This is a genomic window from Streptomyces sp. Inha503 (assembly GCF_047215865.1).
Taxonomy (GTDB): domain Bacteria; phylum Actinomycetota; class Actinomycetes; order Streptomycetales; family Streptomycetaceae; genus Streptomyces; species Streptomyces lycopersici.
This window is the reverse complement of record NZ_CP178360.1, coordinates 545,429-570,558: the sequence shown is the minus strand read 5'-3', so window position 1 is coordinate 570,558 and position 25,130 is coordinate 545,429. Positions and strand designations below refer to the sequence as shown.

Sequence of the window (25,130 nt, the reverse complement as noted above, 5' to 3'; positions counted from 1 at the left end):
CGATGACGCTCTCCCTGCCGCGCTCGGCGCTGTCGATCGCCGAACTGGACGACCTCGACCACGAGGGAACCGTGCGCTTCCTCCGGGCCCTCGAAGAGGGCGGTCACCGGATGGTCTGGATCCCCGAGGTCGCCGGGCGCGAAGCGTTCACCACCGCCGCGCTCGCGCTCGGTTCGACACGGCGGATGGTCGTGGGCAACGGCGTCGCCCGCGCGCTCGAACGCGTGCCGAAGTCCGCGGCCTCGGCGGCGCGGGACCTCGCCGCCGGCTATCCCGGGCGCTATGTGCTGGGGCTCGGGGTCAGCGGCGCGGTCCGCGAGCGGGGTGTCGCCCCGTTGCCGTTCCTCCGCCACTACCTCGACGAAGTGGACGCGACCATCGCCCGCCGCGGCGGCGGGGTGGCGGTGCCGCGGGTGCTCGGCGCGTACTCGCCCGGGATCACCCGCCTCGCCTCCGAACGTGCCGACGGCCTCATCACCTTCCTCGTCACACCGGAGCACACCCGCTGGGCGCGCGAGACGATCGGGGACGACCCGTTCCTGTCGGTCGTCCAGTGGGCGGTGGTGAGCCGCGACCGTGCCGCCGCCCGCGAGGTGGCACGCAGGCGTCTCGCCTACTACCTGACGCTGCCGCACCAGATCGCGAAGCTGACCCGGCTCGGGTTCACCGAGGCCGACCTCACCCCGCCCGGGTCCGACCGGCTCGTCGACGCCCTCGTCGTCCGCGGCACACCGGAGCAGGTGCGCCGGGCGGTACGGCGGCAGTACGAGGCGGGCGCCACCCAGGTCGCCATCAGCCTGCTCGGAAGGCTGGACGACGCCAAGCTCGACGCCTACCGGGCGCTCGCCCCCGCACACCAACCGCACGACGGGAGAGGACACATGACCACCACCGAGGAGAACAACTGATGCGGGCGGCCGAGAAGGTCATCATCACCACCGCGGTGACGGGCTCCGTACACGTGCCGTCCCAGAGCCCCTACCTCCCGCTGTCCGCCGAGCAGGTGGCCGAGGCAGCACTCGAGGCGGTCGAGGCCGGATCCGCCGTCGTGCATCTGCACGCCCGGCAACCGGACGGGCGGCCCACGTTCGAGCCCGAGGTCTTCGAGCGGATCGTCGGGCGGATCACCGCGCGGACCGACGCCGTCATCAACATCACGACCGGTGGTTCGCCGGCGATGACGATGGAGCAACGCCTGGCGGCGGCCGTCCGCCTCCGGCCCGAGCTCGCGTCGATGAACATGGGCTCGATGAACTTCGTGTACTCGGGGATGGCCGACCGGGTGACCGACTGGAAGCACGACTGGGAGCGGCCCCATGTGCTCACGTCCTACTCCCGACCGTTCATCAACACCTTCGAGACGATCGAACACGCCTTGCGCACGCTCGGCGAGTCCGGCACCCGGTTCGAGTACGAGTGCTACGACATCGGACACCTCTACTCGCTCGCCCACTTCGCCGATAGGGGCCTGGCCAAGCCACCCCTGCTGATCCAGGGCGTGTTCGGCGTCCTCGGCGGCATCGGCGCCGATCATGAGAACCTGGACCACATGGTGCGCGTCGCGGACAAGCTCTTCGGCGACGCCTACTCCTTCTCCGCCTTCGCGGCCGGCCGCGACCAGATGCGGTTCGCCACCCACAGCGCCCTGCTCGGCGGCCATGTGCGCGTGGGGCTCGAGGACAGCCTGTGGATCGGCAAGGGGCGGCTCGCGGAGAGCAACGCCCAGCAGGTCAGGAAGATCCGCTCGCTCGTCGAGGACGCGGACCGACAGATCGCCACACCGGCCGACGCCCGGGCGATGCTCGCGCTGCGCGGCGTCACGGACATCGACAGGAGCACCGTCTCATGAGCACTCCGCCACTCGCCGGCAAAGTCATCCTCCTCGTCGGGGCGAGCGCGGGAATCGGAGCCGACGCCGCACGCGTCCTCGCGGAAGACGGCGCCGCGCTCATGCTCGTCGCACGCACCAAGGAACCGCTTGCCGCGCTCACGGAGGAACTCGCCTCCGCCGGACACGACGTGGCCTTCACGACCGGAGATGTCTCCGACGTGGCGAGCGTGACCCGCTTTGTCGACAACGCCGTCGCACGGTTCGGCCGCCTCGACGGGGCGTTCAACAACGCCGCGATGACCCAGGGCGGGCGCCTCGACGCGGTCCCGGAGGCGGACTTCGACCGGATCATGGCCGTGAACGTGAAGGGCACCTGGCTGTGCGTCCGTGAAGAGGTGCGCGTCATGGAGCGGCAGGGCTTCGGCTCGATCGTCAACGTGAGCAGCATCGGGGGTCTCCGCGGCAGCTCCGGCATGGGCGCGTACCAGGCCACCAAACACGCGGTCATCGGCCTGACCCGCACCGCCGCCCATGACTTCGGACCCCTCGGAATCCGGGTCAACGCGCTGGCCCCCGGCCCGACCGAGACCCCGATGCTCGCCGAGACACGACGCGCGATCCCCGGCGGCGTGGAGGCCCGGATCGCCGCTACTCCCTTGCGCAAGGTCGGCACGGGACGGGAGGTCGGAGCGAGCGCGGCATTCCTCCTGAGCGACCGCGCGAGCCACATCAGCGGAGCCGTCCTGCCGATCGACGGTGGGCTCTGCGCCTGAACCGCCCGCACCCCCCGAACCGCCCAGAACCCCTGTGCCCACGCGGGCGCCCCCGGACACGCACCCCGTTCACGATCGCGGCCAAACCCCCTCCCGGCCGTCCGCCAGTACCACGCAGGCGCTGAGATGCCAGGTCTCGTCCTCCTTGGAGGACAGCTCCAGCTCCACCTCGCGTCCGGAGGCTCCGCCGTCCAACGGGATCCGGAGCCAGGTGAACTCCCGGCCGTCGAGCCGCTCGCTCCGGGCCTTCTCGACCCCGTCCACCCGGACGATCAGCGACCTGTTGAAGGTGTTGGGGTCGCCGGTGAGCAGATGCGCGGTGCAGCGCCCGGCCGGCAGCGTCAACCGCAGTACGGCCGGTGCGCTGTCCCGTACGTAGTCCCGGCGGACCACATCGAACAGTCCGGTGTCCGTGGCGTCGGGCGCGTTGCCGACCCAGCCGAACCCGGCGCCCTCGTGCCAGCCGGTGGCCGGCGACAGACGGGTGTAGTCCTTCAGCACCGGCGCCGAGGCGGGCCCGGCGTCCAGCGCGTGGACGCATCGCGCGGCGGATGGGACGACCACGACCCTGGCCAGGCTGCGCAGCGAGGAGTCCAGCACCGGCACCGCGCCCGACCTCGGGAGCGCGTGCAGGGTGGCGAGCGCGGGGGCCGGTGGCGGCACCACGGTCATCCTCACCGTCTCGCCCTCCCGCGAGGCCACGTAAGCGGTCGCCTCCTCGGACCGCCAGCCCTCGGGAACGTCCAGCGTGGTCACCGTGCGCAGCCCGGAGCCCGTCGCGTTGACCACCCGCACCGGAAGCTCGTTGCGCTCCCCGCCCAGCAGCGCCGTGTCGGCCGGGGCGACGATCGCCTGGAGCCAGCCGCCGCGGCGCTCATCGCGGATCCGGCTCAGCTCGAACCAGTAGGCGATCAGGGTGTCCCGCCACTTGGCCGCCTCGGTCAGCTGCTCCCCGAACTGGCGGTGCACCTCGGTGAACCGCCGGTGGTCGACCCGGCGGCGCAGCCCCTCCCAGTCCGTGCGCATCTCCGCCACCCGCGCCGCGCCGGAGAAGTGCGTGTCGTAGATGTGCTGGATCACGGTTTTGCCGCTGTCCAGCCGGTGGCTGTACGGGACGTGGTGAAGGAAGAGGAGCAGTTCCTCGGGGCAGTTCTCCAGCGACTCGTAGGCGTCCCGGGTCGCCGGAGCGTACAGCTCGGTGAAACCGTCGCCGGTGGCGGCGGTGCGGTCGTAGCCGATGCCCTCGCGGTCCGACTTGTGGAACTGGGTGGTCGTCGTCGGGCTGGGGTCGAAGTGCCCGGTCACCGAGCCGTCCGGCGGATGGGTGAGATATCCCGTGCCCAGCGGCGAGGTGTAGTCCTCGTAGGTGCGCCAGGAGCCCAGCAGCAGGGCGGAGACGGTCTCGACGACGTACGGGTCGTTGCCGAAGGTCATCCGGGTCCACTCGTCTGCCAGATCCCGCGCGGACAGGTCCGGGTTCCAGGAGAGCCGTCCGTAGCCGTGGGTGTTGGCGGCGGCCAGGTGTGAGCCGGTCCAGTTCCTGGCATCGCCGAAGTTCATCACACCGGCGAATCCGAAGTGCGCGTAGGAGTGCACCCGGCCGGTCACGACCCGGGCCACGGTGCTGCCCTCGCCCGCCTTGCGCGTGTCGAAGTCCAGGACTTCCCGCCACTGCGGGACCAGATAGCACAGATGGGTGGCGTGCCCGGTGTACTCCTGCGTCACCTGGAGCTCGATCATGGAGTTGGTACGCGGCAGCGAGCCGAAGAGAGGGTGGGCGGGCTCGCGTACCTGGAAGTCGATCGGCCCGTTCTTGATCTGCACAATGGCGTTGTCCGCGAACTTCCCGTCCAGCGGTGTGAAGTCGAGGTACGCCTGCCGGTCCCACTTCGCGTCACTGTCGTGTACGAAGGCCCGCCACATCACGACCCCGCCGTACGGTCTCAGCGCGCCCGCCAGCAGGTTGGCACCGTCGGCGTGGGTGCGTCCATAGTCCAACGGCCCGGGGCGGCCCTCGGAGTTGGCCTTCACCAGGAAGCCGCCGAAGTCCTCGATCCTGCCGTAGATCTCCTCGGCCTTCCTCGTCCACCAGCCGCGCACCTCCGGGTCGAAGGGGTCGGCGGTGTCCAGCCCGCCCAGGTCGATGGGGGCGGCGAAGTTCGCCGTGACATACAGCGCCACGCCGTAGCGGCGCAGGACACCGGCCAGCGCGGCCAGTTTGGTCAGGAACGGCTCGGCGAGGTAGTCCGCGGGCGTGTTGACATTGTTGATCACGGCGCCGTTGATGCCGAGCGAGGCCAGGACACGTGCGTAGTCCGTGTACCGGTCGTCGAGCCGCGGCAGCTCCTCCCAGTCGAAGAAGGACCGGCCCGCATAGCCGCGCTCGATCGAACCGTCGTCGTTGTCCCAGTGGTTGGCCATGCGCAGCGGGGCGGCCGGGCGCTCCGTGAGGTCGACACGCTCCAGCGGCCGTCGGGTCTGTACGAGGCGCAGCAGATGGAACGCGCCGTAGAGCACACCCCGGTCCGCGTGGGCCGCCACCACGGTGAAGTCCGTGCCACGCCGGGTGACCCGGCGGACGACGTAGCCCTCGTCGCCCAGCTCGGCCAGGTCGGCCGCGGGGACGAGCTCGCGGATCAGGGGGGAACTCGCCGGGGTGCCCACCGCGAGTGCCGCGTGTGCGGGGGCGCTGGTGCGTGGCCGCACCCGGGTGCCGAGCAGCCCGCTGAGCCCGCGTACCAACTCGTCCACCGCCGACTGCTGTAGTGGACCGCCGCCTCCCTGCCAGACCAGGGTCCCTAACGCGGCCCGGTACCGCTCGAGTTGACCGGGATCCTCCACCTGCCGGTACCGAAGCCACAGTTCGTACCCGTCCTCCGCGGGCAGCGCCCCCGCCGACGCCTCGGTGCCGGATACCGGCCGCGCCGACGCCGGAGCGGAGAGGCCGAGCGAACCGGCCGCGCTTCCCAGGGCGGCCGCGGACAGAATGCTGCGGCGCCGAATTCCTGAGCTCATGAGTCCCACTTCCGTTGATGAACGAACAGTGCACATCCAGGCCAGGAGCAAGCCCCGCAACCGTCACACGCGCCACGACAGGTGTCAACACAATGGACCATAAGGGAACATGGAGGTCTTGGTCAGCGATCAAAATCCAACAGAGGGGTCGCTGGAGGTGCTTCGAGACCCGTTGTCAGACCGCACCACTACGGTGGCAGGCGTTTACACACCCACCACGGGAGGCTGGCGATGGGCGCGAGCGGCTGGGACTACCTGACTCGGTACCAGGGCAGTGTCGAGGCGACATTGGTCGCGGTGCAGAAGCAGGTCCTGGCGAGCGGCGATTACATCTGGCCCTGGGAAACCCTGGCCGAATACGGGGTCACGGGCGACGGGTCGTTGCCGCGACCATCGTCGTTGGACGAGCTCAACGCGGCCAAGGAAACCGATGAGTTCTGGGACGAGGGCACACACACGATCCTCGACATCGGCGAGGTGGCCCACACGGCCGAGCCACCCGACCCGTACGATCCCGAGGATTCCGGGACGCTGCGACCACTCCGGCGCGAGCGCATACTGCACCACTTCGGCACCGACCGGCCGACGCCTGCCCAGTTCCAGGAACTGCTCGCCCGCGACAGGGACTGGTCGATCCAGCCGAACCCGGACCAGGTGCTGACCGACGAGTGCCAGATGAGGTGGACCGGCTTGTACGTCATCCTCTACACCGACGACGAACCCAGCCACGTGGGAATCTTCGGATACTCGGGGGATTGAACGGAAATCCGCGATGTCCGGCGTGTGCTAGCGATCGTTGAGGCCATGCGACCACTTGCAGACGTAGGTCTGCTCAGGTCGGGTGTCGAGGCTCCTCAGGAGGGGGTTGCCTCGCTGGGCTCAAGCCGTACCATCGGCTGCTCCCTGGGCGGCAGCCGAGTAGAAGACGGACCTCTGCTGCTTGGTGCGGTGTGCTTGGCCCTTGGCGACAAGCGACTCGAGGGTGCCGCGCACGACTGTGGCCTTGATCTCGCGGTCCGGGAGGACGTGCGTGAGGGCGGCGGTGATTTCGGCGGCGGAGCGCGGTTCACCGTGCTGGGCGAGGTCGTCGCGGATGAGGTCCCCGAGCGTGGGCACACCCGCCTCACGCGCCCCCTTGGTCCGGCTCCTGCCGGACTCCGCCCCTTTCCTCTTTCCGCTGGTCGTGGAGGCTTTCCTCTTCGGTTTCCGCGCTGACGGGGATGCGGACTTCCGGGCGGGGGACGAGCCGTCCTCCAAGCCGCTGACGCCGGTGTTGTCCGGCGCGTCACCGGTGGCCTCGATGTCGAGGGTCTGCCGCATGCTGAGCAGCAGCACCCGGTTGTCCTCCAGCGCCGACAGTTGTCGTTGCAACGTCGCGATGTCGGCGCTGAGGCGTTCGTGTTCGGCTGCGTTTCGTTCGAGGTCGGCGGTGATCTGTGCCGTGTACTGGGATTTGAGGCTGGTGTTGTCGGCAGGGGTGTCCATCACAAGCTCCCTCGTCTGGGCGCCTTTTCATGTTGGTGGTGGATAGTACCCCCGCGCGACGGTTGCATGACTACTGACGTCGGCGGGCAGGTGTGTACAGGTGTGCAGGTGACGCGTTTTCGATGACGCGGCTGCGCCCGCGAAACGCCCGGGGACGGCCGACTCAGAACAGTGCCAGGCCCTCGCCGCTGGTGTCCGCGATGACTGGCCGGGACTGGGCGGGAAGCCCGTCCAGGCGGTCAGGGCCGGCCGCGGCGGCCACGGCAGGAGCCGTCTCGGCCAACCAGAGGCGAAACCGCTCGGCGGCCTCGCGGTAGGGGACTTGCGCCAGGACACGGTGCTCGCCGGAGGGGCAGAAATCGACTGCGACAGTGAGCAGGCAGGAACGGGGCGCGTTCTGGCTGCCCGTCCAGGACACGCGCAGGACACCGCAGGGCTGGCGACCGCGGTGCGCGGGGTGGGTCGGGCGCAGCGATCGGCAGGCTATGTGGGCGGTCCATGCGGCGAGGTGCGGCAGGGGCAGGGTGGTGCGTGCGCGGCAGCCAGGGCAGCGGTGCCAGTGGCGAAGCCAGTCGTCGGCGTCGGTGTGGAAGAGGCGTGTGTAGCGGTTCGCCACGCGGATGTCGTTGCTGTACAGGTGGTCGGGGCGTTCCTGGGTGTTGCACGACTGGCAGACGGGGGCGCGGACATAGCCGTGTTCGTGGCAGTGGTCGAGCACGGTGGCGGGCGTGGTGCGGCAGACGGCGCACGCCCACCCGGCCACCCTGCGGGCGGTGCCGGGCTTCCTGCTGAGCACCGAGTACAGCTGGCCTTCCAGCTCTGCGTTGTACGGGCGCGGTGAGGCGGTGGGGCCCTCGGAGTTCGTCGTACGCGGACCGTCGGCGTCTCGGGTCTGCCGGGGGTGGGAGGGCGGCTCGGTGGTGGCTGCGCCTGCCTGGCGGGTCCGCGCGGCTCGCACCCACTGCGTTTCGGCGTGCTCGGCCGCGTCGAGCAGCCTGACCACGGCGCGCGGCAGCCACCAGGTCCGCTGCGTCCCGTCGCGGGTCCACTCCATGAGTATCTGTCGCCAGTCGATCCCCGCCAGATGGTACGGGCGGCCGACTTCACGTCGTGCTGCCCGCTCGGGGCCGCTCGGCTCCCGCAGTTCCCCCGTGATGCGCCGGCGCCAACGCAGCGGCGTTCCCTCGTCGCACTCCTGCCTCGGCACCTCACGAAACGGACCGATGCGCACCAGGTCCTGCCGGTCCATCCCCACCGCGTTCAATTCCGCGGCCGCCCGGCGCACCTCAGCCTCCGGAACACTCCACTGACCGCCGCTCGCCCTCACCGTCGCCACCACATGGCCGCCGAGCAGGACGTACCCCGCCCGGGCATGGGCAGGAGGGCGGGTGAACGCCCCAAAGGCCGTCGGCACAGCACTGTCGGCCGTCACATCGACCCACAGAGCGTCCGCGGCACCCAGGGTGATCAGGCCGTCCGTGCGACCGGGCATGACACGCTCTGACATACCGACAGGCTAACGGCCCGCAACGCCACAACGGGTGCCTCTCATGGCGGTCCTCCGAGGATTGGTGTGACGCGGGGGCGGACTACGGTGTGCGTCATGGCCAGAGATACCGATCGTGTCACCTTGGCCGCCGGGGTGTGCACCGCGCTGGAGGGGTGTTGCCCGGGCTCCCGTGCGGAGCTGACCGGGTCGCTGGCATCAGGCACGGCGGACTCGACCGGGCCACCGGCGACTGGGCAAACGACGTGACCCGACTCGCGCACGCCGCCGCACTGCGCGATTCCGCCCTGACGGACCTGGGCGCCCAGGTCATCGAGCTCGCAGCCCGGCACCTCGGCAGCGGCACCTGACGCGACCGCCACCGGATCAGTACTCAGCTGGCCGGTGCCGGTTTCCCCGGCCGGCCGGGGGGGGGCGACTTCCGGGCCAGGCGCCAGGCGTACCACATCGGTGGTCGGCTGCTCACCCGGTCAGGTGGTCCTGTACGCCTCAGTAGGCTTGTGCGTCGACCAAAGGAGCACTGCGCATGAGCTATCACCTGAAGGCGATCACCCGCGAGGAACATCTGTCCTTCGTCCGGGCATGTGCCTCGGTGAGTCATTTTTGCCCGAGGGCCCGGTCATCGACTGGACCGCGGTGGATCTGGAACACGCCTGAGCCGCCCGCCTTCGATATCTCCGACCGGCTGCGCCGGATGGGCTGGCAGCAGAACGAACCCGGCGGCGAGGACCGCTTCGCTGCCGACCAGCCGCGTTATGTGCTCCCACCGCGGGCCGCGGCGGCCGCCCAATGGCGTCGATGTGCGTGTCGGGGCGTGTAGTCGGTCGCTGGATGTGGCAAGGCGGGAGTGGGGGTGGCTATGGTCGTCCTCGTCGTGTGTCGACGGGCGCCTGTCTCCGGCGCCGTGGTGGCGAGGAGCGTCTGTGCGGTTGGTGTCGGATGAGGCGGCTGTGTTCGTGTTCCGGATGTGGCGGCGCGGGTGGGACTCGGAGCGGTGGGTGCCGGGATCACGGTTGCTGGTACACCTGAACGACGGTGGGGGTGAGGTGCCGGAGCAGCTGTCATGGGCCACCGAGGACGGGGCGCAGTGCGCACTCGGCTTCTCACCGGACATGGCGAGCTGTTACGGCCATCGCCGCACCGCCGACGGTGACGTGGTGGAGGTCCGGGGCGAACTCGACGACCAACGAGACCACTCCGAGGATGGGGGCGGTGCGCGGGGGTACGAGTTCGACACGCAGGCCGAGGACACCGGCGGTTGGCATCCGGCGGGACGGCTGCGGGTGCTTGTCGAGGACGGCGGCGAGGCACCGGTACGGTGGGTGGCCTGGCACGACCGGTCCGGCAACGCGTGTTCGGTGGCGCTGCGTCCGGCGAGTGGGTCCGGCAACGCGGATGTCAGCGACCTGGTCACCGCCGTGGAGGCCAGTGCCGAGCACCGGGACGCGGGTGAGGTGGCCGCGAATCTCGTGGACGCATCGGCCAGCAAGTGGTTCGCACCCCATAACCGTGCGTTCGTGGAATTCGCGCTGACCGAGCCGGTGCCGGTCGATCGGTATGTGCTGACCTCCGCCAACGACGCGCCCGATCGCGACCCGGCGGCATGGATCCTGTGTGGATCCGCGGACGGGCGGTTGTGGCGGACCCTGGACACCCGCTCCGGTCAGTCGTTCGCCCACCGGCACCAGCCGCGGGTTTACCGGATCGCCGAGCCGGAATCCTATGACCGCTACCGCCTCGAGATCACCGACAGCAACGGCTCTCCGCACCTTCAGCTCGAAGCCGTCAGATTTCTCGTCGAGGGCAGCGCCAGTTTCGTCGGCTACCGCCAACGTGCGGGCCACCCACCCGTCGCCTACCGGGGCGTACGTGTCGTACAGGCGTCACCGGATATGCCGGCGCAGCCGCTGCCCGAGGACGTGTCGGCAACCTCGAAGGCGAGCGCTCCCGTGTCAGTGCCGGGGTTCGCACCCGTACCCCCAGCCCCCACCGAGCATTTCTTGTCGCCCGGCACCGAAATGGTCGAGCCGTATGGGGGTGGGACGGGAATTCGGTTCAAGATCCGCAACATGAAGATCGATGGGCAGGGCGACGTGGTGTACGTCCGCGGAGGCGGTTCACACCAGCTCAGTTTCGATGTGCTGCATGACTGCTCGGAGTGCGAAAACGCTGTCAACCAGGTCATTATTGGGCTGGCGGGCCAGGATCGTGCCCAGGCGTCGGTATGGAATGGCAAGCAGCGCAGCGGGGGAGGCTTGAAGGTCGTCAATTGGGGCACGGACGTCGAGGCGATGGCGGAAGACAACCCGGGTCCGGCTGAGTGGGTCAATGTGTCGTGCGACATCGTTGTTCCCGACAGGCCTGGCACCTATTCGGTTCGAGCGCGTTACGCCCAGGCATATCAGGGGCGGTTGATGACTGCCGAAGGACGTACGATTCCCCAGCCCGAATATCAGGACGTGCTGGGCTGGTGGAAAGTCGACCGTCCAGACGGGCCCGGCCCGGAATCGACCATAGGCACCATCATCGTCGAGCCTTGAGGCTGCTGGTTCATCGTGCGCGTCGGGGCGGAGTCGCGTGACGAGGCGAGGCCGTCGTCTCGTCGCCGGCCGATCGATTTCGCCTCCCGCTGGGCTACTTCCACAGGGGCCCCAAGGCCGAAGCGACGGGTGGTGCGCTCCTGGCCGTACGTCGGCGGGCCCGGGGTTGCCCGGATGCGCCGAACTGAGCCATGAGGGAGTGGGCCAGTACGGAAATCGGTGCCCTGAGCGGGGGCATGGCGCGGCCGCTCAGCGGATAGGCGGTCACACCGTGATCACGATCTTGCCGTGGACGTGGCGCTCGGCCTGAAGTGTCACGGCGTCACGGATCTGCTCGATCGGGAAGGTCGCGGCGATCGGCACGGTGATCGTGCCGGTGAGGATCGCGTCGGTGATCCGCTTCAGGGCGTCCGGACTCGCGTCGGTGCCGCCGGTCGCGCGCACGCCACCGGGAGGGTTGGGTCCCGCGGCGATCGTGGAGATCCGCTCCGGTGGTACGCCGAGCGCGAGCGCGGTCTCGGCCGTCTCGGTGCCGAACAGGTCGGTCGCGGCGGTCACGCCATCGGGAGCCAGTGTCCGTACCCGGTCCGCGAGCCCCGGGCCGTATGCCACGGGCTCGGCACCCAGCTGCCGCATAAACTCGAAGGTGCTCTCCGAGGCGGTACCGATCACTCTGGCTCCGGCGTGCTTCGCGAGCTGTACGGCAAACACGCCTACCCCGCCGGCGGCGCCGCCTATCAGGAGGGTGTCGCCGGACCGCAGGTCGATCGCGGCCAGAGCGGCGGCGGCGGTCAGGCCGGCCACCGGAAGCGTGCTCGCCACCTCGTCGCTGATGCCCTCCGGTGTGTGGAAGAGCGCCTCGGACGCCTCAGCGGACGTCTTGACCACCACGAAATCGGCGGCGGCTCTGCCCAGCGCGCCTCCGTAGACGCGATCGCCCACGGCAAAACCCGTGGCGCCGCCGCCGACCTCGTCCACGACGCCGGCGAAGTCGTATCCGAAGCCGGATGGCACGGTGACGCCGAACTGCTCCGCCACTTCGGGCAGAGAGGCGAGCAGCCAGTCCATGGGATTCAGGCCGACGGCCGTCACGCGGACACGCACCTCGCCCGGGCCGGCGTGCGGCTCCGAAACGTCTCGCAGTTCCAGCACCTCGGGGCCTCCGAACGCCTGATAGATGACGGCTCGGCTCATGGGCGGACCTCCAGTTGGGCAAACGAATCCGTGATGGGACTTGGTCCCATCACTATACATGGGTGACGGGACCAAGTGCCGTACACTGTTGCTCATGGCTCGCTGGCAACCCAACGCACCAGAGCGACTCGCCGTCGCCGCCCTTGAGCTGTTCGAGGAGCGGGGCTACGAGAACACGACGGTGATCGAGATCGCGGAGCGCGCGGGGCTGACGAAGAGCACCTTCTTCCGACACTTCCAGGACAAGCGGGAAGTGCTCTTCGGCGGGGACACGATGGCCGGACTGCTCGCCGAGGGGATCGCCGCGGCTCCGGCAACCGCCAAGCCGTTCGAGGCGGTGGCTCATGCTCTGGACACGGTCGGCAGGGAGGCTTTCCACCCCGCTCGCCGCGCAATGAGCGCCCGCAGGCGGGCAGTGATCGCCGCCAACCCGGAACTGCGGGAACGTGAGGCGCTGAAGGGCCTGGGCCTCACCGCATCGATGACTGACGCGCTCGAGCGGCGCGGCGTTCCCGAACTGACCTCGTGCGTGGCCGCGGAACTGGGCGCGCTCGCGTTGAAAATCGCCTATGAGCGCTGGAGCGACGCCACTGACGGCGACGACTTCGGTGACGTCGCGCGTCAAGCCCTCCGTGATGTGCGGGCATCCAGCACCCTGTGCTGACGCGGGCAGAGCGGTGCGCCGAACGGGAAGCGCCCGGCCGGCTTGCCGCCGGTGGACTGGCCCTGGGTCGCCTTGGTTGGTCCCTGGTCAACTCGGGATCGTTGTCGGCATGTCAGGGTCGCGTGGCGGTCGTACAGGCGCCACTCCTGGCCTTCGGGCCGGGACAGGGCCAGGAATTGGTCGAAGAGTCCAGCTGCGCGCAGGGCCGCCTGGCCGGTGTCTTCGTGGATGTCCAGGGTGCCGCCCTGCGAGCGGGAGTGGGAGCCGCTCTCACGCTCGAAGACCGTGACCGGCACGCCGTGCTGTTGCAGGGCGCGAGCGCAGCCGAGGCCGCCAAGACCAGCGCCGCTGATCGCGATGCGAGGGGTGGTGGACACCACATTCGTCCTCGTCGAGTCCCCCCGGCGCTGCGGGACTACGCCCGGCGCATGTGGTCCCGCCACGAGAAGAAGACACTGGCCGCCACCCTGGCCGAGGTCGGCGATCGGGTCGGCCCCGGATGCCCCCGCCGTCACCGGCCTGGCGCGCTTCACCCTGGAAGCCCCCAGCGTCGCCCGTGCGAGTGCAGACCCGGCCCGGACCATGTGGGAGCTGTTCACCCTGCTGGAACACGGCTGGGCCACCACACCCCTGGCGCGGCAGGGAACCGCCATGACCAGGAAGGGCCACCGCGATCAGTTGCCACGTCACGGTGGCCGGCGGAGGTTCAGAGGGCTTTGAGGAGGCGTTCAGCCAGGTGGGATGCCGATGCGGGGTTCTGCCCGGTGTACAGGTTGCGGTCGACTACGGTGTAGGGCTTCCATTTCTCGCCCTTGGTGAAGTCGACGCCGAGTTCGATGAGTTCGGTCTCCAGTGTCCAGCGGGCCCTCTGGGCGAGGCCGACTTCCTCCTCTTCCTCGTTGGTGAAGCCGGTGACCCGGTAGCCGGCGAAGGGCGATTTCCCGTGGATCCTGGTCGCCAGCATCGCTGCCGGGGCATGGCAGACGATGGCGAGGGGTTTACCGGAGGGCAGGGCCGCCGCCAGCAGGCGGCCGGCGTCGGCGTCGACGCTCAGGTCTTCCATGGGCCCGTGGCCGCCGGGGAAGTAGATGGCGTCGTAGTCGTCCAGTCGGGCATCTGAGAGGTGGATCGGGCGCCGCATCACCTCCGCGGAGCGGATGATCGCCTCGAGATCGAGTGCGGTCTGCGCGCTGCCTGCCATGTCGGGTCGCAGGCTCATCATGTCCACCGTCGGGACGGCCCCACCGGGGGTGGCGACGGTGATCTCGTGGCCCGCCTCGGTGAGGGCCTTGTAGGGGGCGGCGAACTCCTCGGCCCAGTAGCCGGTCGCGTACCTGGTGCCGTCCTTGAGCGTCCAGTACGGTGTGCCGGTCACCACGAAAAGGATTCTGGCCATCGCGCAACCGCCTTCCTGTCCGAGGTTCGGCACGGTTAGTACTCCAGTCTCAACACCGTTGACTTTGGCCTGGCAGTGACGTGTCAAGGGGGTTGAACGGCGCAACGGAACTCCGGTAGATCAACTTTCGGCCAAGAGAGTTGATCAAGGAGTTCCGTTGCAGGAGCAGTCTGTCATCACCCGCGAGATCGCGGTAGCCAAGGGCGTGTTCGCGCCGGGACACCTTGGGGAGTTGACCCAGGTGGTGGACTTCGCCCTGGTCGATGCGGTGCTGGAGGAGACCGGAACGGTCCAGAAACGGGTCAGGCTGCTGCCCTCGCGGGTGGTGGTGTACTTCGTCCTGGCGCTGGCCCTGTTCGAGCGGTGCAGCTACCGGGCGGTGTGGGGCAAACTCGTCGCGAGCCTCGACGCCCTCGCCTTGGTGCGGCCGTGTACCTCGGCGCTGTGCCGGGCACGTCGCCGGGTGGGAGCCGCACCGTTCCAGGCATTGTTTGAGACGCTGGCCGGGCCGGTGGCCGGACCACGTACTCCCGGCGCGTTCTGGCGGGGCCTGCGGACGGTGGCCATCGACGGCACCAGCCTGCACCTTCCCGACAGCGAACCGATCGCCGCCCGGCACGCCAAACGCAAGCGCAAGGGCGAGGACGTGGAGTTCGGCTACCCGCTGTTGCGACTGCTCGTGCTCATCGAGTGCGGCACCCGGGCGGTGCTCGCCGCCGCCTTCGGCCCGGAGACCACAGGCGAGACCACCTACGCCGAGAGGATGCTCGATCGGTTGACCAGCGGGATGCTTGTACTGCTGGACACCGGCTTCGACGGTTACCCCTTCCTGCTCCAACTCCACTCCACCGGGGCGGAGTTCCTGTGCCGGTCCGGGGCCAGGCGCATCCCGCTGATCATCAAGCGGCTGCCTGACGGCTCCTACCTGTCGACCTTCGGCATGGGGAAGCTGCCGGTGCGGATCGTCGAAGCCTGGATCACCGTGACCTACGCCGACGGCACCGTCCGCCGTGAGCAGTGGCGCCTGGCCACCAGCCTCACGGACCCCGCCCGCTACCCCGCCCGCGAACTCGTCGCTCTCTATCACGAGAGGTGGCAGGCCGAGACCACGTACTTCTCGGTCAAGGCCACGATGCTGGACGGCCGCATCCTGCGCTCGCACCGCCCGCCGGAGGTCGACCAGGAGGTGTACGCCCTGCTGACCGCCTACCAGGCCCTCATACGGATCACCGCCGACGCCGCCGCCAGCCGACCGGCTCTCGACCCGGACCGGATCAGCTTCACCATCGCCCTGGAGACCGCCCGCGACCAGGTCACCACTGCCGCTGGGATCCTTCCCGGCGAGGTCACCCTGGTCGGTGCGATCGGCCACGCCGTCCTGGACAGCCTCCTGCCAGCCCGCCGCCGGCAGCGGGCCAAGGCCCGAACCCGAAAGAACCCGACCAGCAAGTACAGCAAGAACTCCCTCCAGCGCCCCGCCACCGCTCAGCACTACACCCTCGCAACCGAGGTCACGGTGATAGAAGACGGCTTGAAGGCCAGGTCAAAGCGCTAAATCAACGGTGTTGACTCCAGTCTGGTTTCGCGATCTTGCGGCGGACCCGGCTGGGAACGGGTACGGCCACCGCGTGATCATCGGGGGGTGTGTGGACTCCTGAAGATCGTGCGATGGCCGCAGGCCATAACGTAGACCCTGCCCGCCGGCGAGCGATGTTCGACCAGGCCATGGCTCGGATCGCGGGACGGTTCGGCCGAGTTGAGCCGCGAGCCGCCGCCCGCGCCCATCTTCTCGGGCTGCTGTCGAATGTCGAGCGCAAGAACTGCTGGCAGCTGGCTGAACAGGCCGGTCACGCCCGGCCCGGGCCGATGCAGCGCCTGCTGCGCTACGCCGCGCCCACTATGCGTGGCTCATTGCGCGGATTTGGTGACCACCGTGGCTGCCTCATTGGCGCGCGACTCGGCTGCCGGGTCGTGGCTTGAGCTCTCGCGCATAGTCCCAATGATGATCATCCCCACGACCGCGGCGAAGATGATGTAGAACGCCGGGGCAATGGTGAGGTCGGTGACGGCGACCAGCGAGGTCGATACCAGTGAGACGACCCCCGTGCCAATGATCCCGCCAACGTTGAAGCCGAGCGAGACGCCGGTGTAGCGGACCCGCGTCGGGAACAGCTCCGCATACATCGTGTAGACCACACCCTGCTGGATACCAAAGGGAATGTTCAGGATCAGTGCGGCGACGACGGCGAGCGCGAGCGATCCCTGCTGCATCATCCAGAAGCAGGGAACGGCGAGGATGAGGAATCCCCCCATGCCGACCGCCAAGATGCGGCGCCGTCCGAAGCGATCGCTCAGGGAACCGGCCCACGGAATGATCGCCAGCGGCATCAGCGCGATCAGGACGACCAGCCACAGGGCCCCGGCCAACGGATACTTCAGCACCGCCGACAGATGCACGACGATATAGACCGACGCGATCCCCCCGGTGGTCATGGTCGAGTAGGCGATGCCCATTACCCGGAGGACGGCAGCCCTGTGGGCCTGGAGGACCTCGGTCACGGGGGCCTTGGGGGGAGTCGCCTCCTTCACCATCTCCACGAACAGTGGGGAGTCCTCCACCCGCATCCGATAGAGAAGGGCAACCGCCAGCAGGGGCCCGGCGATGAGGAAGGGTACCCGCCAGCCCCAGCTATTCAACTGTTCGGCGGACGTGACGTCGGTCAGTGTCCCGACCGTTGCGGCTGCGCCGGCGAGCCCGAGGGACACTCCGATCGAGGTCGCAGAGCCGAATAGGCCACGCCGCCGGGTAGGGGCCGACTCGGTGGACAGCGACGCCGCTCCGCCGACCTCGCCTCCGGCAGAGAAGCCCTGCACGAGGCGCAGGACCGTCAGGAGAATCGGTGCGAGGAGCCCGACCGCCGCATAGGTGGGCAGCAGGCCCGTGAGCGTGGTCGCTGTGCCCATCAGGGTGACCGTTACCATCAGGACCGCCTTGCGGCCACGGCGATCGCCCAGACGTCCGAAGAACAGTCCGCCGAGCGGTCGGATCAGGGATCCGCTCGCGACCACACCAAGCGTGCTGAGCAACCCGACCAGACCGTCGTGGCCGGGAAAGAACAGGCGGGCCAGCACGACTGCGAGATAGCCATAGATCGCGTAGTCGTAGTACTCGATCGCCGTTCCGACGGCTGCGGCCAGACTCGCTCTACGAGCCACTCGTTCCCGTTCGGGCAGCGATTGTTTCGACATCGGCGCTCCCTTGCGCTCCGGCAGGACAATCGTCATGACCAATCGGCCGTCACCCTAAAGACAAACTGAAATCAGTTCAAGAGTTTTCGCATGCACGGAGTGCAGGTGCCATGAACAGCTTGAGGCGGTACGAGATCCAGCAGGATTCGGTTAGGTTGATGTGGATCTTGCTGGTTGACGCCTGGTCCGGTAGCGGGGCAGAGGTTTGCGGCCGTCGCCGGAACAGCCCGGGGCCGTGGGAGCCGCTTCATGCGACTGGACGGTCACATCGCCGCGGACACCGACCACCCAGGGAATGTCCCCTCGGCCGGCGCGTGCCGGAAGTCGGCGTTCTGACCGTAGCCGGCGTCGGCCACCACCAGCGGTGGCACCAGACCCCACCCGACCAGCTCGTCCAGCCCCAGCCGCCGCTTCCCTCGGTGCCCCACCTCCTGCGGCGCCCCGGCCACACGCAGCCGCGCGCCCACCCGGATTCCTGGGCCCACTACCTGGGCAGGAACAGCCGCCACTGCAACAGGCGCGATCCCGAGTCTTCGCTGACGGCGTGCACGGTGACCGCGACCTGGCAATTCACCTGCTTGCCCAGCGCGCCACAGTACCGATGTCCGACCCCGACCGACATCTTCCCGCCCAGGCATCCGAGCCGATCAGCGGCACCATCAGCTTCGCGTTCCGCCGCCGCATCGGCACCGCGATCCCACGGCGACTGATTCACGAATTGCCGCAGGTTCTGCTCATCGCCGTCCGGCAGCCGCTCCGCCATCGGCTGGACCGGCCTACGCCGCCCGTCCAGCATCAGCCCCCGCCAGGTAACAGATACCCTTCACTCGCCGCCCCTGCCGCGGCACCGACGCGAACACATCCGCCACGGGCCCAGTTGACCTCGCCCGCAGATCCTCCATCTGATGCGTATCAACCCATCCACCGCGCCCGAAACCGAACAAAATCGGCAAATACGCCTAACGGAGCCCTACTGGCCCATGCGGCTCGCCGCGCCCGCCATCCGCCGGACGGGCGTCGGCAGCCAATCCCCGCGGGGCACGGCATCGCCCGGGGAGTAAATGCGCAGGATCAGGTAGAAGTCGTCGTCTGGGCACGGGAGCCAGTTCGGCACCTTCGGATCGCTTCGGGCAATCACGAGCCGGACTGACCCGGCCGGCCCGGCGGATTCCAGATTGGCGCTGCCGATGCAGTGTCGGCCGAGCGGATTGTCGAAGACACGTCCGGTCTCGACGTGGTAGAGCGTGACGCTCCAGAATGCGCCGTTCGGTGGCGGGACGTCGAAGGTCAGGCTGTAGTCGCCGTGACGGCCCCCCAGCTGGTTTCCTTCCGCGTCGACATGGGTGTTGAAGGAGGCGTTCTCCTCGGTGACGTTGGCTCCGAGCCCGACGTGGTTCATCACCGCCCGGGCGAGAAAGTTGTGCCCGTGTGCTCCCTTGTCCAGGACCCGTGTCCAGCCGGTGCCCGTGTCCGCCCCCAATTGGCGTCGGGCCGATTTCAGCATCGCCATCGCCGCCTCGAAGCCGGCCGCCATTCCGTCGGCGGTCACCGGATCGAGTGCGCCAGGGTCCCACTGCTCGCGGCCCAGCAGGCCGAGCGCACGGAACTGGTGCACGTGGGCGTGCTCCTCGCGTGGGTACGTGTTCAGCCGTATCGCCGCGTCGAGGGCACGGAAGTATGCCTGCCAGTCCTCTTCGACCGACTGCGGATCGACGAGTGGCCCGAGCGCGTTTCGGGCTCCTTTGGTCGGTGCGATCGTGACGGCGTTCTGAAGCTCGTGCACGGTGGTCACGTCGCCGCCGATCACTTGGATCCGCATCAGCAACCACGTCACGGCGGTCGGGACACGCACGAGCGCCGTGCCTTCCGGCGCCGTCTCGGCCCACTGCGCCGGGACCAGCCAGTAGCGAGCGGAAGCCGAGCCGACTGTGCGGTTGCTGATGTTGAGGGCGTTGCTGTAGGCGTCAACGAGCTGGACCGTGAAGTAGCGATCTCCAAAGTCTGGCGTCCGGAGCTCCACAGCCTGCCCGCGCAGGTCCAACCATGCACTGGAGTAGAGAGTGTCGACATTGGGCGCACGGAACGCGCTGAAGCCTGGTCCGGCCAGCGCGCGCTCGTGCCGGAACTTCGCCATGCCGGGGGTGGCTCCCGGGGCCAGGGCGTCCACGCACATCTGGGCGTACTGCAGTGCTGCCGGCAACCCGTACACGACTGCCTGGAGGCTCAGACTCTCCACCCAGCGCCTTCGCCAAGCCGCCTCCGCCGGCACGGTGTCCGGGTGCCCGGCCCTGCCGAGCTGCTCGATCCCAGAGGTGTCGTAGCCGCGCCAGTCCATTCCCACCTGCTCAGTCTCGCGCTCGGCTCCAGCTCGCGTCCGAGGCACAGGCGGCCACCTCCCTTTAGCGCATCGCCACAACTTCAATGCTACGTTAGTTGAACTGAATTTACTTTAACAAGGAGCTGGGGAGTGCAACCTGCACCCGAGGCGACCCTCGAGGCCGCCGCCCGAGACGTCCAGGTGTGGGCGTACCCACTGATCTTCGCTCAGCGGGTACGACTCAACTTTGTCCAACCTCTCGACCCATTCGCGCCGCGCCCGTCGACCTCTGCGGGCGCGCCCCTGAACACCTTCGGCCACCAGCGACGGCTGTCTGATCCAACACTGACGGTTGGGGTCGCTCCCAACGTGGACACGCTGTACTCGGTTGCCTGGCTGGACGTCCGGCACAACGAGTTCGAGCTGCGCCTGCCCGATTTCGGTGACCGTTACGCCAGCTTCCAACTGGCCCTTCCGGATACCACGTCACCGATCGCGATCAGCCGGACAACGTCGGGCGGACCACTGCCCACCATCAGGATCGGCAAGGGCCCGACACGCCTGGACGAGGACACCGATGAGGTCAGTCTGCGCACCAACTGGCGGTATGTCATGGTCGTCGGACGCATCCTGGTGGACGCGGCCGACGACCTCGACTTGGAGCGCGCGCACCAGCTCCAGGACGCGATGGACCTGAAGATCACGCCGCGCGGCGCGCCACCCGTCCTGGCTCTCCGCGACGCGGAACTCGCGCGCTACACCCGGCAGGCGGAGATCGGCGATCCCACGGCCTTCGCCCTGGCACTGGCCCAGGTGCTCGACGACGCCGACCCGGACGCCGTCACTGACACCCTACGTCGCGACATCGACCAGTCACGGATACAGGACGTCGGCGAGCTGTCATCCCCGGCCACGCGTGCGATTGCCGAGGGTCTGAGCCGGGGATACGACGACATCGATCGACATGTTCGCTCGTTCGGTCGCCTGACGAACGGTTGGGCGGTCAACGACGTCGGAACAGCCTTCGGAGGCGACCACCTCCTGCGGGCCGCTGTCGCCCATTCCCAGATCTTCATCAACCCGGTGAGCGAGGCCCTGTATCCCGTCTGCGAGGTGGATGGCGCAGGCGAGCCACTCGACGGTGAGCGCTGGAACTACGAGATCACCTTCACCGCCGGCGCGCTCCCGCCGGTCCATGCCTTCTGGTCACTCACCATGTACCACGCCCAGGGCCTCCTGGTCGACAATGAGATCGATCGATACGCCATCGGGGACCGGACATCAGACCTGCGGCTGGGTGACGGCGGCTCTTTGACCATCCGCATCCAGGCTTCCCGCCCGGCACACGACGTCAACTGGCTACCCGCGCCGAGCGGTCCATTCCGCCTCATGCTCCGCCTCTACCGGCCAGCGAGCACGACCTGGGATCCACCAGCGGTGATTCGCGTAGACAAGGCTGTCTCGTAAACGGTTCGGTTTCCAGGCTGGTAACCGAAGCCGGACCGGTTCCGGGGCTCGCGTAGTTATGGTGCGCCGGGGCGTGGCTCACGCCGCTTGGGCAGCCGGTCACGGGTCCGTGTGCCGCCGCAGCGACGCCCGGCGGCACAGCGGGGCACCAGCGAACGGGGCACCCTCACCATCACCTGGGCCGGAGGGAGAACCACCACGGGCGAGACCGCCCGCGAACTGGTCGGCCAGGGACATGGCTCCGAGGCAATCGCCCGCCACCCGCACGCTGCGGGCTTCCGCCCGGTCCGCGGACGCGCCCCGTACCACCCCATGCTCGCGAGCGGGGTCCACCCTAAGCCGAGGTGTCCGCGACCTTCGAGATGGGGAAGCACCGCTCGACCCGTGGCTCGTTCGATCACGATCTCAATCACGACGCGCTCCGGATCAGATCAGGGACCGGCATACGTCCGTAGCGATCGGCATAGCGAGCTACAGCATCGGCTTCTGCATCCGAGTCCGCGCGGACTTCCGCTGTTCCTTCCAGCGTGGCCCGGCGGCCTCCGTCAGTTGGCAGACGGCTACACGGGCCTCGCTGCCAGCACATTGGCAACCTTTTGCTGGATTTGCGGTCGGGTGATGGCGCGGGATGCCTGCGGCTGCGTCGATCGTCACGCCGACTGGCACCACGTGGGAGCAAGTTCGTCAGGGGACCGCCGTCGGTAGTGGCTGCGTTGGGCTGTTGCCTGGTGGCGTCTGCGCCAGGTGGACCAGTGCAGCAGTCTGGCCGGGGTGACGGCCGGTGAGCTGAGGACGATGACGAGCAGGTGGCGGATCTCCGGGACGGTTAACATAATCGGATTGCTGCTGCGGATGGGGTGGTCCGGGTCGGTGGACCGGTCCGGGGCCGTGATGGCGGCGACGGCGGTCAGGAAGGCCAGGGCGAGCATGGCGAGAGTGATATGCCGGTGCCATGCGGTCCAGTTCCGGACCTGGTAATGGTCGAGGCCGACTTGGCCCTTGGCGGCCTGGAAACACTCCTCCACGCTCCAGCGGACACCTGCAACGCGGACCAGTTCCGCCAGGGGCACCTTGGTGGGTGACCAGCACAGATAGAAGGCGAGTTCACCGGTGGTCCGGTTGCGGCGGATCAGCAGGTGGCGGTGATGATCGGTGCCGGTGTGGATCCAGGCCCAGTCGTAGTAGCGCGGGCCTTTCGCCCCTGCCCCGGCGCTGTGCCGCTGCCAGGCCGTGGCGGGCAGGCAGCGGGCGAGGACATCGACGCGGATCCGGGTGCGGCCGTGGTTGACCCGGACCCGGGTGGAGCAGGCGACGGCCAGCACGTAGCCCAGGCCCCGTGCCTCCAGAGCGGCGCGGAGCTGGGGGTCCTGGCCGTAGACTTCGTCGCCGGTCACCCAGGAGGCGGTGATGCCGGCGTCCCGCGCGGCGGCGATCATCTCTCCGGCCAGGCGGGGCTTGGTCGCGAACTGCACCTCGTCGGGTATCCCGGCCGCGTGGCGGCGCCCGGGATCGGTGGACCAGGAGTGCTCGGGCAGGTAGAGCCGACGGTCGATCAGCGCCCGCCCCCGCACGGTGGCCAACGCGAGGAACACGCCGACCTGGCTGTTCTCGATGCGTCCTGCGGTACCGGTGTACTGCCGCTGCACCCCCGCCGAGGCCCGGCCCTTCTTCATGTTCAGCCAGCTGCCAGCAGTTCTTGCGCTCGACATTCGACAGCAGCCCGAGAAGATAGGCGCGGGCGGTGGCTCGCGGCTCAACTCGGCCGAACCGTCCCGCGATCCGAGCCATGGCCTGGTCGAACATCGCTCGCCGGCGGGCAGGGTCTACGTTATGGCCTGCGGCCATCGCACGATCTTCAGGAGTCCACACAACCCCCGATGATCACGCGGTGGCCGTACCCGTTCCCAGCCGGGTCCACCGCAAGATCGCGAAACCAGACTGGAGTCAACACCGTTGATTTAGCGCTTTGACCTGGCCTTCAAGCCGTCTTCTATCACCGTGACCTCGGTTGCGAGGGTGTAGTGCTGAGCGGTGGCGGGGCGCTGGAGGGAGTTCTTGCTGTACTTGCTGGTCGGGTTCTTTCGGGTTCGGGCCTTGGCCCGCTGCCGGCGGCGGGCTGGCAGGAGGCTGTCCAGGACGGCGTGGCCGATCGCACCGACCAGGGTGACCTCGCCGGGAAGGATCCCAGCGGCAGTGGTGACCTGGTCGCGGGCGGTCTCCAGGGCGATGGTGAAGCTGATCCGGTCCGGGTCGAGAGCCGGTCGGCTGGCGGCGGCGTCGGCGGTGATCCGTATGAGGGCCTGGTAGGCGGTCAGCAGGGCGTACACCTCCTGGTCGACCTCCGGCGGGCGGTGCGAGCGCAGGATGCGGCCGTCCAGCATCGTGGCCTTGACCGAGAAGTACGTGGTCTCGGCCTGCCACCTCTCGTGATAGAGAGCGACGAGTTCGCGGGCGGGGTAGCGGGCGGGGTCCGTGAGGCTGGTGGCCAGGCGCCACTGCTCACGGCGGACGGTGCCGTCGGCGTAGGTCACGGTGATCCAGGCTTCGACGATCCGCACCGGCAGCTTCCCCATGCCGAAGGTCGACAGGTAGGAGCCGTCAGGCAGCCGCTTGATGATCAGCGGGATGCGCCTGGCCCCGGACCGGCACAGGAACTCCGCCCCGGTGGAGTGGAGTTGGAGCAGGAAGGGGTAACCGTCGAAGCCGGTGTCCAGCAGTACAAGCATCCCGCTGGTCAACCGATCGAGCATCCTCTCGGCGTAGGTGGTCTCGCCTGTGGTCTCCGGGCCGAAGGCGGCGGCGAGCACCGCCCGGGTGCCGCACTCGATGAGCACGAGCAGTCGCAACAGCGGGTAGCCGAACTCCACGTCCTCGCCCTTGCGCTTGCGTTTGGCGTGCCGGGCGGCGATCGGTTCGCTGTCGGGAAGGTGCAGGCTGGTGCCGTCGATGGCCACCGTCCGCAGGCCCCGCCAGAACGCGCCGGGAGTACGTGGTCCGGCCACCGGCCCGGCCAGCGTCTCAAACAATGCCTGGAACGGTGCGGCTCCCACCCGGCGACGTGCCCGGCACAGCGCCGAGGTACACGGCCGCACCAAGGCGAGGGCGTCGAGGCTCGCGACGAGTTTGCCCCACACCGCCCGGTAGCTGCACCGCTCGAACAGGGCCAGCGCCAGGACGAAGTACACCACCACCCGCGAGGGCAGCAGCCTGACCCGTTTCTGGACCGTTCCGGTCTCCTCCAGCACCGCATCGACCAGGGCGAAGTCCACCACCTGGGTCAACTCCCCAAGGTGTCCCGGCGCGAACACGCCCTTGGCTACCGCGATCTCGCGGGTGATGACAGACTGCTCCTGCAACGGAACTCCTTGATCAACTCTCTTGGCCGAAAGTTGATCTACCGGAGTTCCGTTGCGCCGTTCAACCCCCTTGACACGTCACTGCCAGGCCAAAGTCAACGGTGTTGAGACTGGAGTATTAGCACGTGTATCTTCCTTAAAGCATGGTATGAGCGGGTGGTGGACTGCCGCACCTGCGGTGGCCATGGGCGCGTAAAGCCGGGCCGGCCTGGGGGCCTGGCGTGACCGGCATCGGGACGCCAAGACCTACTGGTCACGGCGCTCCCGCCCAGTGCCAGGAACTGCCGCCAGCCTCGTATCCGCTCTGACAGGCGCGGCCCCGCGGGCCACGTGAAA

Annotated in this window: 20 protein-coding genes and 1 pseudogene; 9 read left to right on the top strand and 12 right to left on the bottom strand. The window is 68.7% G+C overall.

Annotation, left to right across the window (positions count from 1 at the left end):
• The first annotated feature begins 2 nt into the window (after positions 1–2).
• Genes ACJX2R_RS02580 through ACJX2R_RS02570 form a run of 3 tightly spaced genes read left to right on the top strand, consistent with a single transcriptional unit; the run spans position 3 to position 2,604 of the window.
• Positions 3–908 (top strand): LLM class flavin-dependent oxidoreductase, encoded by a 906-nt coding sequence (locus tag ACJX2R_RS02580; RefSeq protein WP_413098540.1) that lies wholly within the window; start codon positions 3–5, stop codon positions 906–908.
• Positions 908–1,849: a 3-keto-5-aminohexanoate cleavage protein gene (locus ACJX2R_RS02575; RefSeq protein WP_413098539.1), complete on the top strand. Its 942-nt coding sequence runs from the start codon at positions 908–910 to the stop codon at positions 1,847–1,849. Before ACJX2R_RS02580 ends, ACJX2R_RS02575 begins: the two co-directional genes overlap by 1 nt.
• Positions 1,846–2,604 (top strand): SDR family NAD(P)-dependent oxidoreductase, encoded by a 759-nt coding sequence (locus ACJX2R_RS02570; RefSeq protein WP_413098538.1) that lies wholly within the window; start codon positions 1,846–1,848, stop codon positions 2,602–2,604. The genes ACJX2R_RS02575 and ACJX2R_RS02570 overlap by 4 nt, the downstream gene beginning before the upstream one ends.
• Positions 2,605–2,673: 69 nt before the next feature.
• Here ACJX2R_RS02570 and ACJX2R_RS02565 read toward each other — a convergent pair whose 3' ends face one another.
• Positions 2,674–5,619 carry an alpha-glucuronidase family glycosyl hydrolase gene (locus ACJX2R_RS02565; RefSeq protein WP_413098537.1) on the bottom strand — a complete coding sequence of 982 codons (2,946 nt, stop codon included), beginning with the start codon at positions 5,617–5,619 and terminating at the stop codon, positions 2,674–2,676.
• A gap of 231 nt (positions 5,620–5,850) precedes the next feature.
• Between ACJX2R_RS02565 and ACJX2R_RS02560 the strand changes: the two genes are divergently transcribed.
• Positions 5,851–6,378: a hypothetical protein gene (locus tag ACJX2R_RS02560; RefSeq protein WP_413098536.1), complete on the top strand. Its 528-nt coding sequence runs from the start codon at positions 5,851–5,853 to the stop codon at positions 6,376–6,378.
• A 120-nt stretch (positions 6,379–6,498) separates the two neighbouring features.
• Here ACJX2R_RS02560 and ACJX2R_RS02555 read toward each other — a convergent pair whose 3' ends face one another.
• On the bottom strand, positions 6,499–7,104 hold the full coding sequence (locus ACJX2R_RS02555) for a hypothetical protein (protein WP_413098535.1): 606 nt from the start codon (positions 7,102–7,104) through the stop codon (positions 6,499–6,501).
• Positions 7,105–7,267: 163 nt separating this feature from the next.
• Entirely contained in the window at positions 7,268–8,611 is a 1,344-nt protein-coding gene (locus tag ACJX2R_RS02550) for an endonuclease domain-containing protein (protein WP_413098534.1), read from the bottom strand.
• A 526-nt stretch (positions 8,612–9,137) separates the two neighbouring features.
• Here ACJX2R_RS02550 and ACJX2R_RS02545 point away from each other — a divergent pair.
• Entirely contained in the window at positions 9,138–9,431 is a 294-nt protein-coding gene (locus ACJX2R_RS02545; RefSeq protein ID WP_413098533.1) for a hypothetical protein, read from the top strand.
• A 103-nt stretch (positions 9,432–9,534) separates the two neighbouring features.
• The gene (locus ACJX2R_RS02540) at positions 9,535–11,151 is read left to right on the top strand and encodes a hypothetical protein (RefSeq protein WP_413098532.1); all 1,617 of its coding nucleotides are present in this window, start codon (positions 9,535–9,537) and stop codon (positions 11,149–11,151) included.
• A 264-nt stretch (positions 11,152–11,415) separates the two neighbouring features.
• Here the strand turns inward: ACJX2R_RS02540 and ACJX2R_RS02535 are convergent, their stop codons facing one another.
• On the bottom strand, positions 11,416–12,345 hold the full coding sequence (locus ACJX2R_RS02535) for an NADP-dependent oxidoreductase (protein WP_413098531.1): 930 nt from the start codon (positions 12,343–12,345) through the stop codon (positions 11,416–11,418).
• Positions 12,346–12,439: 94 nt separating this feature from the next.
• Between ACJX2R_RS02535 and ACJX2R_RS02530 the strand changes: the two genes are divergently transcribed.
• Positions 12,440–13,009 (top strand): TetR/AcrR family transcriptional regulator, encoded by a 570-nt coding sequence (locus ACJX2R_RS02530; protein WP_413105756.1) that lies wholly within the window; start codon positions 12,440–12,442, stop codon positions 13,007–13,009.
• Here the strand turns inward: ACJX2R_RS02530 and ACJX2R_RS02525 are convergent.
• Together ACJX2R_RS02525 and ACJX2R_RS02520 are read right to left on the bottom strand one after the other, a co-directional pair.
• Positions 12,967–13,386 (bottom strand): NAD(P)-binding protein, encoded by a 420-nt coding sequence (locus tag ACJX2R_RS02525; protein WP_413098530.1) that lies wholly within the window; start codon positions 13,384–13,386, stop codon positions 12,967–12,969. The two genes, ACJX2R_RS02530 and ACJX2R_RS02525, sit on opposite strands and share 43 nt — an antisense overlap.
• 329 nt (positions 13,387–13,715) lie before the next feature.
• Positions 13,716–14,405 carry a type 1 glutamine amidotransferase domain-containing protein gene (locus ACJX2R_RS02520; protein ID WP_413098529.1) on the bottom strand — a complete coding sequence of 230 codons (690 nt, stop codon included), beginning with the start codon at positions 14,403–14,405 and terminating at the stop codon, positions 13,716–13,718.
• 157 nt (positions 14,406–14,562) lie between these two features.
• Between ACJX2R_RS02520 and ACJX2R_RS02515 the strand changes: the two genes are divergently transcribed.
• On the top strand, positions 14,563–15,960 hold the full coding sequence (locus ACJX2R_RS02515) for an IS4 family transposase (RefSeq protein WP_413098523.1): 1,398 nt from the start codon (positions 14,563–14,565) through the stop codon (positions 15,958–15,960).
• A gap of 353 nt (positions 15,961–16,313) precedes the next feature.
• Here ACJX2R_RS02515 and ACJX2R_RS02510 read toward each other — a convergent pair whose 3' ends face one another.
• The 4 genes from ACJX2R_RS02510 to ACJX2R_RS02495 all read right to left on the bottom strand — a co-directional run bounded on the left by ACJX2R_RS02510 (position 16,314) and on the right by ACJX2R_RS02495 (position 19,989).
• Positions 16,314–17,690, bottom strand: a complete 1,377-nt coding sequence (locus ACJX2R_RS02510; RefSeq protein WP_413098528.1) for an MFS transporter — start codon at positions 17,688–17,690, stop codon at positions 16,314–16,316.
• A 227-nt stretch (positions 17,691–17,917) separates the two neighbouring features.
• Complete coding sequence (locus ACJX2R_RS02505) at positions 17,918–18,121, bottom strand: transposase (protein WP_413098527.1); 204 nt, start codon at positions 18,119–18,121, stop codon at positions 17,918–17,920.
• Between the two features lie 17 nt (positions 18,122–18,138).
• Positions 18,139–18,417 carry a transposase gene (locus ACJX2R_RS02500; RefSeq protein WP_413098526.1) on the bottom strand — a complete coding sequence of 93 codons (279 nt, stop codon included), beginning with the start codon at positions 18,415–18,417 and terminating at the stop codon, positions 18,139–18,141.
• A gap of 207 nt (positions 18,418–18,624) precedes the next feature.
• Positions 18,625–19,989: a DUF1254 domain-containing protein gene (locus tag ACJX2R_RS02495; protein WP_413098525.1), complete on the bottom strand. Its 1,365-nt coding sequence runs from the start codon at positions 19,987–19,989 to the stop codon at positions 18,625–18,627.
• Positions 19,990–20,121: 132 nt separating this feature from the next.
• Between ACJX2R_RS02495 and ACJX2R_RS02490 the strand changes: the two genes are divergently transcribed.
• Complete coding sequence (locus ACJX2R_RS02490; RefSeq protein ID WP_413098524.1) at positions 20,122–21,438, top strand: DUF1214 domain-containing protein; 1,317 nt, start codon at positions 20,122–20,124, stop codon at positions 21,436–21,438.
• Positions 21,439–22,346: 908 nt separating this feature from the next.
• Here the strand turns inward: ACJX2R_RS02490 and ACJX2R_RS02485 are convergent.
• Positions 22,347–23,241: pseudogene (locus ACJX2R_RS02485) on the bottom strand (IS701 family transposase); the annotation flags it as partial.
• A gap of 155 nt (positions 23,242–23,396) precedes the next feature.
• Positions 23,397–24,794: an IS4 family transposase gene (locus ACJX2R_RS02480; protein WP_413098523.1), complete on the bottom strand. Its 1,398-nt coding sequence runs from the start codon at positions 24,792–24,794 to the stop codon at positions 23,397–23,399.
• Positions 24,795–25,130 lie beyond the last annotated feature (336 nt).

What these genes read in the sequence shown, in the direction of transcription:
- ACJX2R_RS02580 (WP_413098540.1), top strand. Translation starts at nt 3, where the DNA reads ATGACGCTCTCCCTGCCGCGCTCGGCGCTGTCGATCGCCGAACTGGAC.
- ACJX2R_RS02575 (WP_413098539.1), top strand. Translation starts at nt 908, where the DNA reads ATGCGGGCGGCCGAGAAGGTCATCATCACCACCGCGGTGACGGGCTCC.
- ACJX2R_RS02570 (WP_413098538.1), top strand. Translation starts at nt 1,846, where the DNA reads ATGAGCACTCCGCCACTCGCCGGCAAAGTCATCCTCCTCGTCGGGGCG.
- ACJX2R_RS02565 (WP_413098537.1), bottom strand. Translation starts at nt 5,619, where the DNA reads ATGAGCTCAGGAATTCGGCGCCGCAGCATTCTGTCCGCGGCCGCCCTG.
- ACJX2R_RS02560 (WP_413098536.1), top strand. Translation starts at nt 5,851, where the DNA reads ATGGGCGCGAGCGGCTGGGACTACCTGACTCGGTACCAGGGCAGTGTC.
- ACJX2R_RS02555 (WP_413098535.1), bottom strand. Translation starts at nt 7,104, where the DNA reads ATGGACACCCCTGCCGACAACACCAGCCTCAAATCCCAGTACACGGCA.
- ACJX2R_RS02550 (WP_413098534.1), bottom strand. Translation starts at nt 8,611, where the DNA reads ATGTCAGAGCGTGTCATGCCCGGTCGCACGGACGGCCTGATCACCCTG.
- ACJX2R_RS02545 (WP_413098533.1), top strand. Translation starts at nt 9,138, where the DNA reads ATGAGCTATCACCTGAAGGCGATCACCCGCGAGGAACATCTGTCCTTC.
- ACJX2R_RS02535 (WP_413098531.1), bottom strand. Translation starts at nt 12,345, where the DNA reads ATGAGCCGAGCCGTCATCTATCAGGCGTTCGGAGGCCCCGAGGTGCTG.
- ACJX2R_RS02530 (WP_413105756.1), top strand. Translation starts at nt 12,440, where the DNA reads ATGGCTCGCTGGCAACCCAACGCACCAGAGCGACTCGCCGTCGCCGCC.
- ACJX2R_RS02520 (WP_413098529.1), bottom strand. Translation starts at nt 14,405, where the DNA reads ATGGCCAGAATCCTTTTCGTGGTGACCGGCACACCGTACTGGACGCTC.
- ACJX2R_RS02510 (WP_413098528.1), bottom strand. Translation starts at nt 17,690, where the DNA reads ATGACGATTGTCCTGCCGGAGCGCAAGGGAGCGCCGATGTCGAAACAA.
- ACJX2R_RS02500 (WP_413098526.1), bottom strand. Translation starts at nt 18,417, where the DNA reads ATGGCGGAGCGGCTGCCGGACGGCGATGAGCAGAACCTGCGGCAATTC.
- ACJX2R_RS02495 (WP_413098525.1), bottom strand. Translation starts at nt 19,989, where the DNA reads ATGGACTGGCGCGGCTACGACACCTCTGGGATCGAGCAGCTCGGCAGG.